Raw genomic sequence first — 16,955 nt, forward strand, 5'->3', positions numbered from 1 at the left:
GTTTTGTTTTGTTTTTCTGCATAAGATGGTATCGTATTTTGCTAAAGAATTGTATCATTATTTAATGGTTGATTATTTTAAAGCACGGTACTTTGACGTTGATGCTGTGTTATGCAGAAATTAGTCGGAAATTCGGTGTTGGAACCTGTATGGATGGTAGGCTACACTAGTTTAGCTTAAGCATCCACCCTAAGAGCAATGAATTATAGCCAATGTTATGGGCTATTATTTATTGACTTTTATGTGTTTTGATTTCCTCTTCAGTAAATCCTAGAAATTTTGCCGCGTTATTATAAAAAATATCTTCCTTTTGTTTTAATGTTAGAAAATCAGCTGAATTAACTGCCTCAATAGCATCATCAATTGTTTCTACCCAAATCATTTGATCGGTTCCAAACATAATCCTTTCGCCAAAGCCAGCATCCACTAATCCTTTTAAGAAATGGTGAAATTCTTTTCTTGGTAAAACCCAATCAATTACACCAAGGCCAACATATACTTGCGGGTGCGCATACATCAGTGCTTTTAAATCTTCAAGATATGGCCATGCCGCATGCATGATATATATTTTGATATTAGGCCTATTAAAAAGTATTTCTTCAAACTGTAGCGGCTTTCCTTGAAATGCCCTTGTTTTAGGATATGCAAAATATGCACCGCCAGGAGGACCTCCGGGGAATAAATGATATCCAATGGGAATATCTAATTCTACAGCTAAATCAAAATATTTGTTTAGGCTTTCGCCTGTTGGCAATATGCCATCATAATTGGGAGCTACTTCACCAATTACTTTGAGTTTTCCACTCTTAAACCTTTGCCGAAGCTCATCGATGGAATTATGATGGTCATTCCCAATTATAATTTTTTCTGGAGCATAGTCAAACCAAAGTTCGCCATCACTAACCATCGCTTTTACAACATTGTGTTCCTCATATTTAGCTAAGGTTTCAATTCTTAACGAATCTACGGTGGAAGAAGCTTTATATGTTTTGCCTGTTAAAGGATTTAAATAGTCGTTACCTCCAAAAAATATTTGATCAAATGCATGACAATGCATATCTATAATAGGGCCAGAATAATTTGGTGATTCATTTTCCTTAATTGTAGTTTGAACCTTTTGATCATGCCTAATACAAGAAATGACTTGTAGAACCAGTAACCCTGTTATTAATTTTTGTGTTTTCATAATTAAAGTGTTATGTCCATAACGGTTTCATATAACCATCATTTTTATTTGCGGTTATATATTGTTATGCTTCTGTTAGTTCTTTTAATTAAGTTTTTTCATTCCTTGAGTTTGGCATAACCCATGAATTTTAATGTTTTGCCGATATATTAATTATAAGACACTATTGTTTTGTCAAGAATTGGAAGAATTTGCCTGATATTGTTTGCACCTCTCTCCAATGCTTTTGATGTGTCTTTTATGTTAGTAATGTTTAGTTTCAGGGAGGTAAGAAAATATTGGTCCGACTTGAGATTTTCATAGTCTGCAGGGATACCTCGTTCATTCCATTCCCAATCTAGAAAATGGTTTCGAATATAGGGAAGGTATACAGTAAAAAATTCGTGTTCATCGTCTGCTGTATCATCATTGATTTCTTTAATAGATGTAGTGTAGTAGTTCACCAATTTATTCCTGAGTTCTTTATTTTTTAATCGTTCCAATCCAAATTTTTTCATTAGTTGATAACCATTGTCTATAAGAACAATTCGTCTATAAATCAGCACTCTTCCAAGATCATACTCTAAAGAGTCGTATGGAATACTGCCCTTTTCTAACGCATTGATTACCGTTGATTGAATATTTATGTCCTCTAATCTTTCGATATAAGTTTGATGAATGTTTAGACTATCGCTAATCAGATTGCTACGTACCTCAATGAGCACATCCGCAATTTCCCTGTTGAATTTCCTTTGTTCGTTCCAATTATTAATTTGAAGCGCGATTAATATCCCTATAACAACAAGAACAATTTCTCCGATTGCGTATTTAAAATACTTTCCAGTTTTATTTTTCTCCATAAGGTCGTGGTGGATTCGTCTATAAAACTTAAACATGGTCTAATTTAAGCATTTATTAAGTCTGCAAGCGGCTATCTCGCCCAAATGTCCACAGGACATTTGATTTAGTATGTAAATATGGAATCAATTATCTCATTGATTATTAGTTTCTTATAATGAAGCACAACGGTTTTGTGGATGGCTCGTTGCGGTAGGCGGCCTAGCTTGGCTTCGAATCAAAAACACGGTAGTGTTTCGTGGGAAGCAGCGTAAGCCGCGTGCGAATCAGCCGTGATGGCTGAGCTGCTTACCGAGTTTTATCGGAAGTAATTTAAAATAAATGTACGAGAATTAATCAATTTGCTCAACTTAAGCAATGGGTGTTATACTGTGTTAGCCTTTCGTAATCTATTTGAAACAACGAAATTATTCCTTGCCACTGTTACTTAGAAATATTATTCTATTTATTGCTTTTCGAATTTCATCGTCTTCATTTTCTACAACGTTCAACAAAGTATTTACATCTCGGTGTCGGTCGTTAATTAAATTCTCAAATTCTATTGAGTTTAAAAATGATAAATCAACGCGGTCATCATCTAATCCTTTAATATAGGGCTGTGGGATTCTTTTCGCCAAATAGGGAATTATGGTATGTCTGGTATAATTTATTGTTTGCTCCTCTCTTTCAAAATAATCAGATATCAAGTCATCCCATTGAATTAGCAATGTTCGAAGTTCCGTATTTGAAATAATTTCAAAAGATGATGTATTGATTAAAGTTGAAATCGATCCCATCGATAGATCTGCAGAACCAAGGTTTCGTAGCTGACCTAATGCTCTTGATAAGGAGTCTTTATCTATTTCATTTTGGACTAAAGGGAATGACTTTCTTAAATAGTTACAATGGTTTCGAACAAGAGTATAAGTTATAATGGTGCTTTCCAGCTCTTTTTTATTGAATTTAAATTCAGTATTAATTTCTTTTAGCAACAAGCTTTCACTTAGGGAATTGATTCGTTTTTGGTTCCAATTATTAATTGATAGTGCAATCAAAATTCCAATCACAACAAGCACAATTTCCCCAATAGCATAGACCAGATACTTGCTGAATTTGTTTTCAGTCAGTAATTTTTGTCGAAATTTTCGGAAGAATTTGATCATCAGAGGTGAGTTTCATTAAAGATATGATATTTAATGAATTGAAGTTCCTGAATAATAAAGCACAACGGATCAGCTTTGGTTCGTGTTCCGAAGGACATGAACTATAGCCGTAGTTGTGCTTTTTTTATTATTATCTCTTCATTTAGCATTTTGAGTACCGATTTAGCTCTTGATAAATCCTTTTTAAAGACAATAAGAAGACTTTGTAAAGCGCCTTTTCTATATCTTAAAGAATTTCTGAAAAATATACTTTGACCATATGCAAAGGGTTGTTTCTTTTGAATGTCAGGATCAATAGAGTCAGATGGTGCAAACATTGAGAAGTCATCCAATTCGAAAAATTTAGGGGCTAGAATATTTCTATTGTATTCTACATAGGCATCAGTCCAGGCTCTGGAATTAAGACTAAATTGAATATAGTAGTTTTGAATGGAATCAGTCAGCTGAGCGTTTTTTATTAGATTGAGTTCTCCTGTAGATTTCAGATTTTCCCAAGTTGTCGTTTCTAAATTAATATTGACAGCATCTAACATTGGTCTAATAATATTGATTGAAAATCGATCTAATTTTTCATTATTAATTTCATCCTCTATAATATTCAATTTATCAAGGGAGCTTTGGATTTGTGATATTCCTTTATGAAAAGTTGCAGTATCGGTTTGAATATTAGTGTTAAGCTTCTTCAAAACATCTAGTTCTGTTTTCGCGTCTTTTCGATCCTGATTCCATGAATTGATCTGTACAGCGAGTAAAATTCCAATCACTACAAGCACAATTTCCCCAATAGCATAGACCAGATACTTGCTGAATTTGTTTTCAGGGAGTAGTTTTTGTCTAATTTTTCTAAAGAATTTTATCATTTGTCAATGGTTGGTTATAATGAAGCACAACGGTTTGTATAACCTAGCGATGCGTTGGCCTTAGACTAATATAGTAAAATGAGGGAACTTTGGTTGGTGAATGGGTTCCGATTAGGAAGCCACAAAGCAATGGGAATTATACGGTGTCTTAGCCACGTTCCTTACATTCCTTTTCCAATTACAGCATGACAGAAATCTATCCACCATTGCCATTTACCCACTATTCCAATAGCTAGTGTGTAAAACGATACACCAATTAGGGTGAATAGGTAAGAATTATAAACTTTTTTTTCCTTTTTATGATCTAGATAAATTAAATAGAGAAGAGGAATAAGAGTAGTAACAAACCAACATAAATGTACAACTTGAAGATAGCTTAATGGCGGATTTCCCTCATAGGCACCTAACAATGGAAAATAAACTAATCTTGCAGTTGCTGGTAATAAAATCCAAAACACTGTTGAAATCAACCATCTCGCATGGACATTTGTTTTTTTTGCATTCAAGACACCTAAAATTACACATATACTGAAACCTATAAGGGCGCAAATATCACCAAAGGAAAATCCGTACTTCAATACATTGGGCAAAAAATCATTTACTACTTGGTAGGGGATAACTTGAAACGCTGAAAACACAACAGCCCCAGCCAAGAACACACCAATTACCCCCAATTTTTTATGATACTTTAAGGGTTTGTTATGAATTAACCATGGCTGCAGGACTACCAAAATATACCAAGCGGTAGCTGATAATCCATGTATATGTTGGCGCCATGGAGCATCGCTAAATCTGCTCCAATAGGAGAGATAAAATCCGGCTATAGTCAGGGCAAATGGAATCAATAGCCAAAAATGAGCTTTGGGAAACAAATTTATATTTAGTTTATTTTCCATATTAATAAGCTTTCAATTGGCTACAACGGTTTGTATATCGCAGCGATGCGTTGGTCTTAGACTAAGATAGTAAAATGAGGGGACTTAGGTTGGCGAGTGGATCGCGATTAGGAATTCACGAAGTAATGGGCGTTATACGGTGTTAGCCACTATTTTTTCAAGGTGCTATTTTAAATTCGAAGCCTTGTTGATATGAAATTGTCCTTTATGTACCACGCCTATTACTTCAATATCTTTTATTTCCATAGGGTTTACCTTAAAAGGATTTTTTCCTAAGATGACAAAGTCCGCTTGTTTGCCTTCTTTTATGGAACCAATCCTGTCTTCTAGACTTAACGTTCTTGCGGCATCAATAGTAATGCCCTGCAGGCCTTCAAAAACACTTAGACGCTGATCTTGTGAGAATTTACTATCTTCTGAAGTTACTCGATTAATGGCAGTCCATGCCAAAGTGAGGGGCTCAACCGGTGCCATGGCAAAATCAGAATGAAAAGAAACAGGAACTCCTCGCGAGACCAGAGATTTAATCCTTACCAAATTTTCTCCTCTGTCTTTTCCCAATCCTATTTCAGAATATTTATCTGCCAAGGCCCATAGATAGTATGGGTTTACTGAAGCTTCTATTCCTAGTTCGGCTATTTGTTTTGCCATTTCATCCGTAAAATACCCCATATGATGAAGCGTAAGTTGATGATTTTCTCGAGGATGTTGGTCTTGTAGTTCTTCTACATTGTCAACCACCATTTGAATTCCTAAATCGCCATTTGCATGAATATGAAGTTTATAATCATCATTCCAATAGAGTGCTATTTGTTCTTTAAGCAAATTTAATGGAGTCATCCACTCCCCGTGATGACCATCGGTATAATCCTCCTTCATCTGCATTAATTGAGAGTAAATAGCGCCATCTGAAAAGAGTTTGATTTGTTTGGGTAAGAAAGTTATGTTTTTTGTATTGAAACTATCTGCTAATGTTTCAGCATATTGCTTGGCATTTTCGTTGTTGTTTCCTTTCATTCCATACAACTGTGTGCCATTTGGAATTAAATATATATCGTATGGAGGGTTTTTGTCCATCTCTAATTTCAGATAATTGTATTCCAAATCGAAATTGGAACTCGGGAAACCTGGTTCGGCAATGGTTGTAATGCCATTTTTAAGTATTAGTTGGGTCATTTGCTCTAAACCATTTAAATACTTATCCTTAGAAAAGAACAAGTGACCTATTTTAGGAACCAAAGCCATCCAGCCACCTTCAAAGAAATGCCCCTTTTCCCAATCTACTTGTGGGTTATCTTTAAATTCCTCTTCTTTTATGCCCATCATCTTAATGGCGGCATCGTTCACAAAAATTTCATGGAAGGAGCGGTGTATGATACCTACGGGTTTATTGCCTGCAATTTTATTCAATATCTCCCTATTCAGTTCCCCATGCCAGAGTTGATGGTATCCCCAAATAAAAAAAATTGCTTCTTCAGTGGCGTTATTGTCAATTGATTCAGTAATTCGTCCAATATAATTTTCATGCCCTGAAACACCTTTTTTGGTTTCATTGGGTAAGACCCAATCATAAGGTGCAATTATCTCATTGGGTAAAACCGTGGCCGCAATAGATGGATGAAGATGTGGCTCGATGAATCCTGGCATCATGGTATCTCCGTTCAGGTTATGTTTTTTAGCTTTTCCTTCAAATTGTTCCAACGCTTCTTCCTTGCTCCCAACAAAGATTATTTTACCTTCTCTTACAACTACAGCTTCTGCATATTTTGGCTCGTCACCTTCCATCGTGATGATATCCCCATTATAGTAAATGGTTTGTTGCATTTGGTATGGCTCCGCTGCTGCTTCCGCCTTACCTCCCTGAGGTTTATTGTTACATGCTATTAGCAGTAGACTTATACTAAATAAAAATCCAAAAGCGTTTTTCATCTTATTTATTTTTTAATTGTTGCCAACGGCTCGGCTAAGTGTAGTGCGGGGTTTTGAAAGTATTAGTTTTCAACCCGTACGCAACGAGCCAAGGCTTTGGTTTAAGGTTTTAAATTACTGAAATAAACCGTCAAATCTAAGATCTGGCGGGGATATTGGTTAAAGGGATTATCTTTTTTGGTTAAGCCGTATTACATTTAGCCAATGTTGTACTTTCGTTTTTTTAATCGACATAATCAAATTCTCTAATAATTAAATGTACTTGTAGATCACCCTCCCCTTCGTCATAACGCATTGCCTTTACCCAATCGCCATGTTTGTTAAATTCAAGAAATTCGCTTCGTGTTACATAAACTAATTCATGGTCTTGATCATAATACTTCTGATAACGAGGTTTCCCTTCAGTTATAGATTCGTACTCTAATAAAGAGCGATCTCCAACGAATTTGTAGTGCTGGTGGGTTAATTTGGAATCTTTTTCATAATTATTTGAAAAAATAACATAACCGCTTAAAGTATCTCCCTTATCACCATCTTTAAAGTTATATCTATCATCAGTCTCCAGTTCAAAAGTTATTTCTCCAGTAACGTTACCATCTGATTCATAAAAACTCGACTTGACTTGATCATCTTTATGATATACCATTTTTTGCATCGATTTTAGTTTGCTGTTTTCGTCATAAGTACTGGCTTCAATTATATTTCCTGACTTATTAAAACTAACAATGTATATCCAATCTAAATCTTTCTTAATCCATTCTCCCGATTTTTGCTCAGTATTATATGAACGCCATGTTGCTTTTGAAAGCTTTTTTTTATATCCACTAGACTTATAACCAAAATAGGGATTCACATCTGAACTACATGACAGCAGTAAATTGAAAATCAGAATGAATAGAAATAACTTTTTCATTGATTATGGGTTGTAATGAAGCACAACGATGAGTATATGAAGCATAGCCAGCCGATAGGCCGTTATGATTTCACGTACAGGGTTAGGGAGATGTCATTCTTTTTTATTTAAATGTAGCCTGGATTTTAAGAACTTAATTTGACCGTTGTGATTGGACATGTGTTCGCAAGCGTGAAACCAGCGCCAAAATTTGTTTATTGGTGTTTCTGGTGTCGAAATGGTCTCGTCAAGTGAAAGTAACCATGTATCATCTTTTTCTTTGAGACCAGCTAAAGAATCTTTCCTTACTTCATCCATTATTTGTAAATAATATTCAATCTTATTTCCTTTTATGGTTTTGCTGGATGGGTCGCTCAGGTTTCTTGCTGCATACCAAAATTTAAGTTCTTCTTCATTCAAAGGTCGATTTTCCAGTGTTCCTATTTGATGAAATTTTTCACTTGAAGTAATATGTAAGATTAGGGCACCAATTGTATTGGCATTTTCATCGAACTGGTGGTCAAGCTCTTCGATTGTAAGATTCTGGATGGTTTGCTTTACTTGAGTGGTCATGTTTTCTAACATGGAAACTAAAGTTCCAATTAAAGGCGTGTAACCTTTTCTTGGTCCAATCATATATAAACCTTCTTCAATCGAATCGTCTTGATCCCATGGCTTAAACGCAAAACTGGTTAAAGCCAAAGCAGATGATAATGCTACAGTTTTTCCTATAAATGATCGTCTCGATGATTTTTCTATTTCATTCATATTTGTTTAATTATGCTTTTATTGATACTCGCTAACGGCTCCGGCTATGAACAGTTGGGGATTTTATGCCCAAACTTTTCAGTTTAGTACCGACCTTTAGTTTATGTTTATACTTTCGTTTTATCAATTTTGCCCCAATTGTTTATAGCCATTGTTAGCGGTAGCTCTTTTTATATTCGTAATTTATTAAATTTCTCAAATGTTTTACCGTTGAATTTATATACTCCATTTTCGTGAGTCCCAAGCCAAAGTTCTCCGTTTTTGTCTTTATATATGCTGAATAAAGCAATCTGTTTGGATTTCTCTTGAATTGGATAATGTGTAATTTTTGTTCCATCATATTTCCAAACACCATCAAGATAAGTCACAAACCACAAATTGTTATTGTCATCTCTTACTGTTGATAGATATTCGTCTAAATTGCTGTCCTTTTTTCCATCTAAACCACCGATGCTTTTATGTCGTGTGTAAAACTTATTGCTTTTTAATGCAGTGCTGTCGTAAACGCTATACCGATATTCGGTATTAAACCAAAAGTCGCCAGTTTTGTCTTCTGTAATGGAACGCACTCCGTTTGCTCCTTCGTTGCGAAACTCTGTTACATCTTCTTCTGTTATCCATTGAAACGATTTTCCGTCATATCGGCAAACTCCTACAGGGTTGGTTCCAAACCAAATATTATCTTCTTTGTCTTTGTAGATACTGTAAACAGCAAAAGGGTTTGAGAAGTTTGGTGGATTTGGCAACTGCAATTCAAATAAAGTAGTACCATCATAACGATATACTTTCCCCGTATTTTCATAAGAGTATTTAAACCATATATCTGCGGAATCAAGTTTCCAGTCCTCACTGGGAACTGCCTTCAAAGTTGTAAATGTCTTTCTGTTAAACTTTGATATTTCTGAAGTTGCATTTGCGCTGGAAAAATAAATGTTGCCAAATTTATCTTCTTTTATTTCATCTATTCTGTTGTTTAACAAACCGTGTTTTGTTGTGTAATTGACTATTGCTTTTCCATCGTATTTATATACTCCAGTTTCCCAACTACCAAACCAATAATCGTTCTTACTGTCTTGAAAAATTACCATCACGCTATTTCCAAGTACCGATACAGCATCACCCTTAACAATGTTTTCAGTCTTTACTTGTTTATTTGAGGTCTGTCCACTACAAGATGTCAATAAAACCAATGCGTTGAAAAAAATAAATATGTTCAATTTCACTTTCATCTGTTTAATGATTTTTCCATCGTCCTTGAGTTACAGCCAACGGCTCCGGCTATGAGTAGTTGCGTGGTTTAGCTCTTAACCATGCAATTACACACCAAACTGAACATCCGCGAGACACGAGCACGCAGTGCGAACTGTGCGTTAGCAATTTTCAGAAGTAGACGAGAACAAGCAATTACTTATAGCCATTGTTAGGTTTAGTAATTTTTTGTTTTATCAAACTGCACTAATTATTGCTAAATATAAGTTTGCTGCATAACCACAATAAACCAAGAGCTCTTTAATGTCAAATTCTGAATTGAAATCTGCAATTTCAATATCATAGTCATAATTCAGTTTACTCCAATTATTAACTGAATTTAGTGAAAACTGAAGTGTTTCGGATTCGTTATAAACTTCAAATTTCAGCTTCCATTTCGCCTTATTTTTCAACACATAATTGCATTCCATTCCATTTGATTTTTCTAATCGAATAATCATCTGACCTTTTAGGTTAAAAGTTATATCTCCAATGTTAGTGTCATTCTTGTAAATGTCAACTTTGCTTGTCCAAATATTCTTTGGTTTGATTTCGATTTTGTTTCCGTTGAGAACCGATTTAGCTTTTTCTAAAAACCAATTGGTATAAACCAATTCACAGATTTCACTATTTTTCTCAATTAATTTAAAATTTCCCTTTCCAGAACTTGAAACTATTTTCATAGAGTTGTTTTATTATGACGCATAACGCTTTTGATAAAATGAGTTTTAATTCATTTTATCTATTGTTGTAGTTTGTTTTAACTAGTTAAATAAATCAGATTTGGCTATCATCCTTGATATTAAAGGTAGTTTGTTTTCATTGTTATTTTCGTCTTTACTTCCGAAATATGCAATAACTAAATCCTTTTTGGGAGAAACATATAATCCAGACCCTCCAAAACCTGCTTTCCAAAAATCGCCATCTTCCATAACAAATTCCCATTGGTATGTCTCATGTTTAATAGGCTCTCCGTTTAGTAAGTTTTTAGTATTTGAATCCTTATCGGTAAACCAGTCAGTACTTTTAGTTTCTAATAATAATTTTGGTCGTCCTTTCATTTGAATTGCCTCAAGATGTCTGGTAGAAACAACAGGATTATTATTTCTTCTGCCTGAGGGTGTGTAGAGCATCCCTAGACGGGCTAAATCTCTCAAAGTAGAACTAAATCCAAGAGGTGACGCTGATCGGCCAAATGCTGCATTCATTATTACTGCGTCAGACATAGCTCCAGATTTTTTCCAGATCTCTTGCTCAATAAAGTTTGAATACTTTTGACCGCTTACTTCTTCAATTAATGCAGATAGGATAAGGGGATTAATGTCGGCATATTCAAAAACTTCGCCCGCCGGTCTGTGTGATGTAATTTCAGCAAAATATTCAAGTGGATTTTCTAAGGCCATTGAAGTAATTGGCCACCCCCATACAAGAAGCGATTTTTTAAAACAATCACCACCATGTGATTCACTTGGAACACAATCGAGACCAGAACTCATGTCTAGAAAATCAATGACTTTAATTTTTCCTGCATGACTTCCCTTTAACTTAGGTATATATACTTCCACAGGGTTTTCTGTATTAATTTTCCCCTGATCAATTAATATTCCGACGGAAAGAGATACCAATATTTTTGAAATTGACATATAAGTATGTTTATCATCTGGAAGCATCCGTGGATAGGATTCAAAAATAATATTCCCTTTATGTATTACAATTGCCCCGTTTGTTGGTGAGTTATTTATGTAATTTTTAAAGATGAAGTCTTTCTTATCCAATGCAAATTTAAATTGAGCTACATCTTCGCGAAGATGAATCGGCAGACATTTTTTGTATTGACCAGCTTTTATAATTGTATGTGGCCAAAACTCAGAAAAATGAAGATAAATATATCTGGAAGCATCACCTTGCAACGCCCAGGACTCAAAATCATCCCAGTTTTCATCATTAAATCTTTGATGTACCTTTTTAGATTTTTCCAGTGAAAAATCGATATAGTCACTTTCAGGAAAACCTTGATCATTAAAATTACTTTCAACAGTTTTTTGATTTTGTGTGCAAGAACACAATATCAATAAAATAAATATTTGGATAGCAGACTTCATTTAGTTCTATTTTATAAAATACAACGGTTTTGTGTAAGGTGCCAGCCGTCTTTCGCGACAGGTTGCATTACACAAAATATTAATAGGGTAGAAGTTAGAGATTTTTTGAATATGCCAAAGGCATGCATTTTACACGGTGTTGTGCTTTAGCTATCATTAATTAAGGAATTCATAATCGACATTTATAGCAATCATCAAAGCAATATTTGTTCTTTGGGCGTCTTCTATCTACGTCTAAAGAAGCATGGTGTTTTTTTATTCAGATGATAACGATTTCAGGTAATCATTGATCAAAGACAATGTTATTTTCAATTTGGATATAGTATAGTTAAGCGAATAGAGATTATCTTCCTTCACAAGAACGATGTACTCTAGAAGAATGTTAAATTCAAGGTCGGTTTTCAAGGCTTCAAAATCCCTTGGTACATAATAAGGTAATCTGGCACGCGTCCCATCAATGGATTTAATACTCTTGAAATAAGGAATGTAACGGGGACTAAAATATTCATAAGTTTTCTGCTCAGCGAGTTCTTCCCTTTCTTTTAAAAAGGAATATTCAGAGGCATACAGATCCGTAATGGATTTTCGAACGCTGTCATTCGATATAATTTGAAAACCCAGGTTTCTGAGGTTATCATAACCGCTTGTTTTGAGGGTGTATGTTGTATTGAAATCTTGCTGTGCAAAATGAAAGGCAAGAGTGTCACGATAAGTCTGATTGCTGTCTAGTGCATCGCGGATTATGGCTGCGCTTTTTAAACCTCTAAGGTTAAGTGCGATATCATTCTCAAGAGAGACTAAATCATCTTGCAGGTCTGAAACAATCTCTTTCAATGCTTTAACTTCCAGCTCATTTATTTTCCTCTGTTCATTCCAATTATTAATTTGTAAGGCAATCAAAATTCCAATTACCACTAGAATAATTTCTCCGACGGCATATTTTAAATATTTACCTGTTTTGTTTTCGCTCATAAGGTTATACCTAATACTACTAAAGAATTTTAGCATTGCTTAGTGGTTTCTGATAATTAAGCACAACGATCTCGTGTATGAACCGTTTTAATGGTTAATACAAATTGTTGTGCTTTGGTTATTATTCCATTTGTTCTAATTCTTTATTAATTTTTATAATAAGCTCAGCTGCCGTTTCCTTAACTTCTTTAAATATATTTAGAAGTCTTGAATGACGGACGTAGTTATTTTTGAAGTGATTTCTTCCTCTTGTAGAATTCGCAAATTCAATCATCATTCTCACATGTTCCAAAGAATCTTGCCGTATTGAAAATGTTTTTTCAAGAGTTCCGGCACCATCCATATTCATGCGATACTCATCTATCTCTATATACTTTTCTAAGTCGCGCATATAGGATTGATTTTCAGACACTTCTTTTTCATCCCATGACGTTTTGTATTCAACCCTTCTTTTAGTTATGCCGTAATAATTGTTAATTTCATCTGTAATACTTTCAAAGCCTGTAAATTTTGAATCTCCCACATTCTGAACCCTTTGAAAGGTTCGGTCATTTACGGAAGTATCCCAATAAGTTCCATCAAAACTCATCCAAAGACTGTCTATAGGACTCGTATTATCGTGAATTCTATTGAGAGCCCATTCCCCTACATCAATACTTGCGGAAATACTTTTAATGGATCGATTGAATGCAATGGTATCCCCTACTAAATCCTTCCTAATTTCCGATAAATAGTTTTTGGATTTTGCAAAGTCCTTTCTGCTTTCATTCCAGTTATTGATTTGCAGTGCAATTAATATCCCAATAACAACCAGAATAATTTCACCAATGGCATAAATAAGGTATTTGCTGAATTTGTCTTCAGTTAGAAGTTTTTGCCTGATTTTACGAAAGAATTTTATCATCTTTTTGTTGATAAGGTTGTATCTATCTCAGGTCTATCCCCAAGTTTTTCATTGATTAGATTGATCATTTCAACGGTTAATTCTAACTGTAATTCGGTAAAACCCTTAATAGCTTCTGAAAACTCCTTACGACTTGATACTTGGCTATTGATGGTAAATCGAAGTTCAGGAGTAATTGAATAATCCTGCCGAATACTACCATCCGGGTTTTGTCCAAATTTCATCCCATTGTTTGACACGAAAACACCATAAATGTTGTCGATTAGAAATAAATTGTTATTCGTGATTACTGCCGTAAGATAATCTAACTGTTGATAGTATCTAATGAGTTCATTCTTAAGCTCTTTGTCTTTAATGAGTACAATATTACCCGTTGATTCCAGATTGTTGAAGGTTGCTTTATTTGCAATAAAGGTACGACGAGTTGTAAGTTCAAATAATAAAGGTGCTATATCCGAAGGAGAGGGAATTGGTTTTTGCATTAACATTAAAATACTATCTGCCTTGGCAATCATTTCGGATTCATTAGCTAATTGCCCATCTATGATCTCCTTTTGTAACTCAAGGTCTTCGCGAAGGTTATCCAAAGAAATTCTAAGCAGCTCCTTATCTTGAACACTCTGGTTCCAGTTACCGATTTGTACAGCGATGATGATACCGATTACAACAAGAAGTATTTCGCCAATAGCATAAATTAGATACTTACTGAATTTATTTTCAGAGAGTAGGTTTTGCCTGATTTTTCTAAAGAATTTTATCATTGGTTAGCGTTTCTGATAATGACGCACAACGGTCTCGTGTATGAGCAGTAGCGGATTTAACGCAACTGCTTTTCGGTTTACAATAAACTTTATTTTACACAAAAACAGTTCGAGTTGGCACTCAAACCGCTATTGCTTATACACAATGTTGTGCTTTCGTTATTTTTAAAATTCATTATTACATACTTTACATATTATTTCGTTTTTACCTTAAACTAGTAATGTATCCTATTACATTTATGGCAGGAATACTTATTTTCCATTATTATTGAACATATACCTGTAAATCTTTAAATCCCCATTTTGATCGGGTTTTAATATCAGCAATCCTTTCACTTCAAAGTTTCCACTTTCAGCCGTCTTTGGATCTTTCCAGCTTCCTATATTTCTAGTTCGGGCGATACTATATTCACCTGCCGTGATTACTTCTTCAATGATGAACTGTTCAGCAAAGTCAAGGGATTCAAACCATTTGAAACTTTCTATGATTTCTTTACGGCCTTTAACAATTGGTTTCCCCTCCGGTAGGATCATCGCATCGTCGTGGAAGCAGTCTGCCATCTTTGAGAATGATTTACTGCCCACAGCACTCCCGTATTGATCAAGCACTTCCCTAACGTCTTTTCCTAAGCTGCTTTCTTGCGCATGGGTTAAAGTTATTGATAAGAGGGAAAAAAAAGTTAAAAGTGTAAGTAGTTTTGTTTTCATGTTGAAAAATTTTGTGGTTTATTAAAACTATTCGAATTCTTTCTCAATGTAAGTTAAAAGCTCTCGGCTTATTGTTATTAAATGGCTCCAAAACATGATTTGGTTGATTATAATGAAGCACAACGACTTGATAAAATGCGTTTTAATGCATTTTATCTTTTGTTATAGCCTTGTCCAAATTTGGCATCCTTCTATGCATTGTTCCTTGTTCATAGGAGTAAGCAAGTTTTATAAGTGTAGGTTCTGAATACATCCGACCTAAAAACTCTATCCCAGAAGGTAAACCTTCCTTAATAAAACCCATCGGTACTGTAATAGCAGGCTGACCTGTATGTGGTGAAATTACACTTGAATTATCACCTATATATTTTTCCACAATTGAATCCATTCTGTAGGGTTTAATATTCCATGTAGGATAAACTAAAACATCCAATTTCAATTCTTCCATATGGCTTTCAATGGCGGTACGAAAATCAACTCTCCTTTGATCAGAAAATACATCTAAACAATCGGTTATAGAGCTATTCGCTGAGTTTTCCAATCTCCCGGCTGTGAAATTTGATTTTGTACCAATCCGAACAATATCTTCAATAGTTTGTATGGTATCATTTTTAACATAATCTCTAAGAAATGTTTCAAGGTGAGACCCGAATTCATCACACCACAAATTCTCTTTTAATTGAAAGAAATTGGGAATGCTTACAGAATCAATAATTATAGCGCCCATGAGATTCATATCCTGTATTGCTTTGTCAAAAAGATCCAAAATATCAGAATCAGGATTACCGATTTCACGTAGAATACCAATCCTAGCTCCCCTTAGCCCATCTTCTTCCAGGAATTGACTATAGTTCGGAGGTATTTTATTATTTGAATTTTCGGTCAAAGGATCCTCACCATCATTTCCGGCAATAATTTCTAAAACTAGCGTTGCATCTTCAACAGTTCTGCACATCGGACCTGCCATATCGTTAGACAGATTACATGGAATAATTCCTGATCTACTAACTAATCCCATAGTTGGTCTGATTCCTACAATTGAAGCGTGAGAAGAGGGGCCTCTTATTGAGTTGCCCGTGTCTGTCCCCAAACCTATAACCCCAAAATTAGCAGCAATGGAAGCACCTGTTCCGCCGCTTGAACCCCCTGGTGAAAATTCAATATTGTACGGATTGAAGGTATCCCCATTTGTTGAGCTAAACGATCCCCATGGAGTAAACGCCCACTCAGCCATGTTCGATTTGGCTAAAATTATAGCTCCGGCTTCCACCAATTTTGAAATAATGAAAGCATCATTTTCAGGTGTGAAATTTTGAAGTGCAAGTGCTCCGGCAGTTGTTCTAAGACCTTTTGTATTGATATTATCTTTAACAATCACCGGGATTCCATGAAGTGGACGAAGAACGTTGTTACGTTGAAATTCGTCATCAAGTTCCTCAGCGATTGTCAATGCCTCAGGGTTTATTGCAGTAATGGAATTAATATTTGAATCAAGACTTTCAATTCTTTCTAGATAAGCCTTAACCAACTGTTGACTATTATATTTCCCCTCCAGAAATGCTTTATGAATATGCTTAATAGTTAGTTCATTCAAGTCTATTGGAGTTGGTTCTTGATTTTTTTGACACCCCAATATTCCAGATAATACAATGGCAAAGATTATTAAACAGTGATTTTTCATGGTGGTTTTATTGGCTATAACGCGTCGGCTAAGTGTAGTACGGGGTTTTGAAAGCGAAAGTTTTCAAAC

16 protein-coding genes are annotated in these 16,955 nt (G+C 35.0%); all 16 read right to left on the reverse strand.

The annotated features are described in order from the left end of the window. Positions 1-229 precede the first annotated feature (229 nt). Positions 230-1,186, reverse strand: a complete 957-nt coding sequence (locus ISU00_RS07910; RefSeq protein WP_228853518.1) for an amidohydrolase family protein — start codon at positions 1,184-1,186, stop codon at positions 230-232. 149 nt (positions 1,187-1,335) lie between these two features. Further along, complete coding sequence (locus tag ISU00_RS07915; protein WP_228853519.1) at positions 1,336-2,061, reverse strand: DUF6090 family protein; 726 nt, start codon at positions 2,059-2,061, stop codon at positions 1,336-1,338. Positions 2,062-2,430: 369 nt separating this feature from the next. After that, on the reverse strand, positions 2,431-3,165 hold the full coding sequence (locus tag ISU00_RS07920) for a DUF6090 family protein (protein ID WP_228853520.1): 735 nt from the start codon (positions 3,163-3,165) through the stop codon (positions 2,431-2,433). Positions 3,166-3,266: 101 nt separating this feature from the next. Beyond that, entirely contained in the window at positions 3,267-4,025 is a 759-nt protein-coding gene (locus tag ISU00_RS07925) for a hypothetical protein (RefSeq protein ID WP_228853521.1), read from the reverse strand. A gap of 161 nt (positions 4,026-4,186) precedes the next feature. Further along, positions 4,187-4,921 carry a hypothetical protein gene (locus tag ISU00_RS07930; RefSeq protein ID WP_228853522.1) on the reverse strand — a complete coding sequence of 245 codons (735 nt, stop codon included), beginning with the start codon at positions 4,919-4,921 and terminating at the stop codon, positions 4,187-4,189. Positions 4,922-5,086: 165 nt separating this feature from the next. Continuing rightward, the gene (locus tag ISU00_RS07935) at positions 5,087-6,850 is read right to left on the reverse strand and encodes an amidohydrolase (protein ID WP_228853523.1); all 1,764 of its coding nucleotides are present in this window, start codon (positions 6,848-6,850) and stop codon (positions 5,087-5,089) included. A gap of 223 nt (positions 6,851-7,073) precedes the next feature. Continuing rightward, positions 7,074-7,763: a hypothetical protein gene (locus ISU00_RS07940; RefSeq protein ID WP_228853524.1), complete on the reverse strand. Its 690-nt coding sequence runs from the start codon at positions 7,761-7,763 to the stop codon at positions 7,074-7,076. A 93-nt stretch (positions 7,764-7,856) separates the two neighbouring features. Next, a complete protein-coding gene (locus ISU00_RS07945; protein ID WP_228853525.1) occupies positions 7,857-8,510 on the reverse strand; it encodes a DinB family protein in 654 nt (217 codons plus the stop codon). A gap of 170 nt (positions 8,511-8,680) precedes the next feature. Next, entirely contained in the window at positions 8,681-9,733 is a 1,053-nt protein-coding gene (locus ISU00_RS07950; RefSeq protein WP_228853526.1) for a ligand-binding sensor domain-containing protein, read from the reverse strand. A gap of 222 nt (positions 9,734-9,955) precedes the next feature. Then, on the reverse strand, positions 9,956-10,441 hold the full coding sequence (locus ISU00_RS07955) for an aminotransferase (protein WP_228853527.1): 486 nt from the start codon (positions 10,439-10,441) through the stop codon (positions 9,956-9,958). Between the two features lie 81 nt (positions 10,442-10,522). Then, complete coding sequence (locus tag ISU00_RS07960) at positions 10,523-11,860, reverse strand: serine hydrolase domain-containing protein (protein WP_228853528.1); 1,338 nt, start codon at positions 11,858-11,860, stop codon at positions 10,523-10,525. Positions 11,861-12,115: 255 nt separating this feature from the next. Next, positions 12,116-12,868, reverse strand: coding sequence for a DUF6090 family protein (locus tag ISU00_RS07965; RefSeq protein WP_228853529.1), 753 nt, complete (start codon positions 12,866-12,868; stop codon positions 12,116-12,118). Positions 12,869-12,953: 85 nt separating this feature from the next. After that, positions 12,954-13,736, reverse strand: coding sequence for a DUF6090 family protein (locus tag ISU00_RS07970; RefSeq protein WP_228853530.1), 783 nt, complete (start codon positions 13,734-13,736; stop codon positions 12,954-12,956). Beyond that, positions 13,733-14,497 carry a hypothetical protein gene (locus ISU00_RS07975; protein WP_228853531.1) on the reverse strand — a complete coding sequence of 255 codons (765 nt, stop codon included), beginning with the start codon at positions 14,495-14,497 and terminating at the stop codon, positions 13,733-13,735. Before ISU00_RS07975 ends, ISU00_RS07970 begins: the two co-directional genes overlap by 4 nt. Positions 14,498-14,749: 252 nt before the next feature. Further along, positions 14,750-15,205: a YybH family protein gene (locus ISU00_RS07980; protein ID WP_062052783.1), complete on the reverse strand. Its 456-nt coding sequence runs from the start codon at positions 15,203-15,205 to the stop codon at positions 14,750-14,752. 142 nt (positions 15,206-15,347) lie between these two features. After that, entirely contained in the window at positions 15,348-16,886 is a 1,539-nt protein-coding gene (locus ISU00_RS07985; protein ID WP_228853532.1) for an amidase family protein, read from the reverse strand. Positions 16,887-16,955: the final 69 nt, after the last annotated feature.

The sequence above is a fragment of the Aegicerativicinus sediminis genome (assembly GCF_015476115.1).
GTDB classification, from domain to species: Bacteria; Bacteroidota; Bacteroidia; order Flavobacteriales; family Flavobacteriaceae; genus Aegicerativicinus; species Aegicerativicinus sediminis.

Excerpts from the sequence above, each read along its gene's own strand:
- ISU00_RS07930 (WP_228853522.1), bottom strand. The coding sequence starts at position 4,921 with ATGGAAAATAAACTAAATATAAATTTGTTTCCCAAAGCTCATTTTTGG.
- ISU00_RS07920 (WP_228853520.1), bottom strand. The coding sequence starts at position 3,165 with ATGATCAAATTCTTCCGAAAATTTCGACAAAAATTACTGACTGAAAAC.
- ISU00_RS07985 (WP_228853532.1), bottom strand. The coding sequence starts at position 16,886 with ATGAAAAATCACTGTTTAATAATCTTTGCCATTGTATTATCTGGAATA.
- ISU00_RS07970 (WP_228853530.1), bottom strand. The coding sequence starts at position 13,736 with ATGATAAAATTCTTTCGTAAAATCAGGCAAAAACTTCTAACTGAAGAC.
- ISU00_RS07925 (WP_228853521.1), bottom strand. The coding sequence starts at position 4,025 with ATGATAAAATTCTTTAGAAAAATTAGACAAAAACTACTCCCTGAAAAC.
- ISU00_RS07960 (WP_228853528.1), bottom strand. The coding sequence starts at position 11,860 with ATGAAGTCTGCTATCCAAATATTTATTTTATTGATATTGTGTTCTTGC.
- ISU00_RS07940 (WP_228853524.1), bottom strand. The coding sequence starts at position 7,763 with ATGAAAAAGTTATTTCTATTCATTCTGATTTTCAATTTACTGCTGTCA.
- ISU00_RS07975 (WP_228853531.1), bottom strand. The coding sequence starts at position 14,497 with ATGATAAAATTCTTTAGAAAAATCAGGCAAAACCTACTCTCTGAAAAT.
- ISU00_RS07910 (WP_228853518.1), bottom strand. The coding sequence starts at position 1,186 with ATGAAAACACAAAAATTAATAACAGGGTTACTGGTTCTACAAGTCATT.
- ISU00_RS07935 (WP_228853523.1), bottom strand. The coding sequence starts at position 6,850 with ATGAAAAACGCTTTTGGATTTTTATTTAGTATAAGTCTACTGCTAATA.
- ISU00_RS07980 (WP_062052783.1), bottom strand. The coding sequence starts at position 15,205 with ATGAAAACAAAACTACTTACACTTTTAACTTTTTTTTCCCTCTTATCA.
- ISU00_RS07955 (WP_228853527.1), bottom strand. The coding sequence starts at position 10,441 with ATGAAAATAGTTTCAAGTTCTGGAAAGGGAAATTTTAAATTAATTGAG.
- ISU00_RS07965 (WP_228853529.1), bottom strand. The coding sequence starts at position 12,868 with ATGCTAAAATTCTTTAGTAGTATTAGGTATAACCTTATGAGCGAAAAC.
- ISU00_RS07915 (WP_228853519.1), bottom strand. The coding sequence starts at position 2,061 with ATGTTTAAGTTTTATAGACGAATCCACCACGACCTTATGGAGAAAAAT.
- ISU00_RS07945 (WP_228853525.1), bottom strand. The coding sequence starts at position 8,510 with ATGAATGAAATAGAAAAATCATCGAGACGATCATTTATAGGAAAAACT.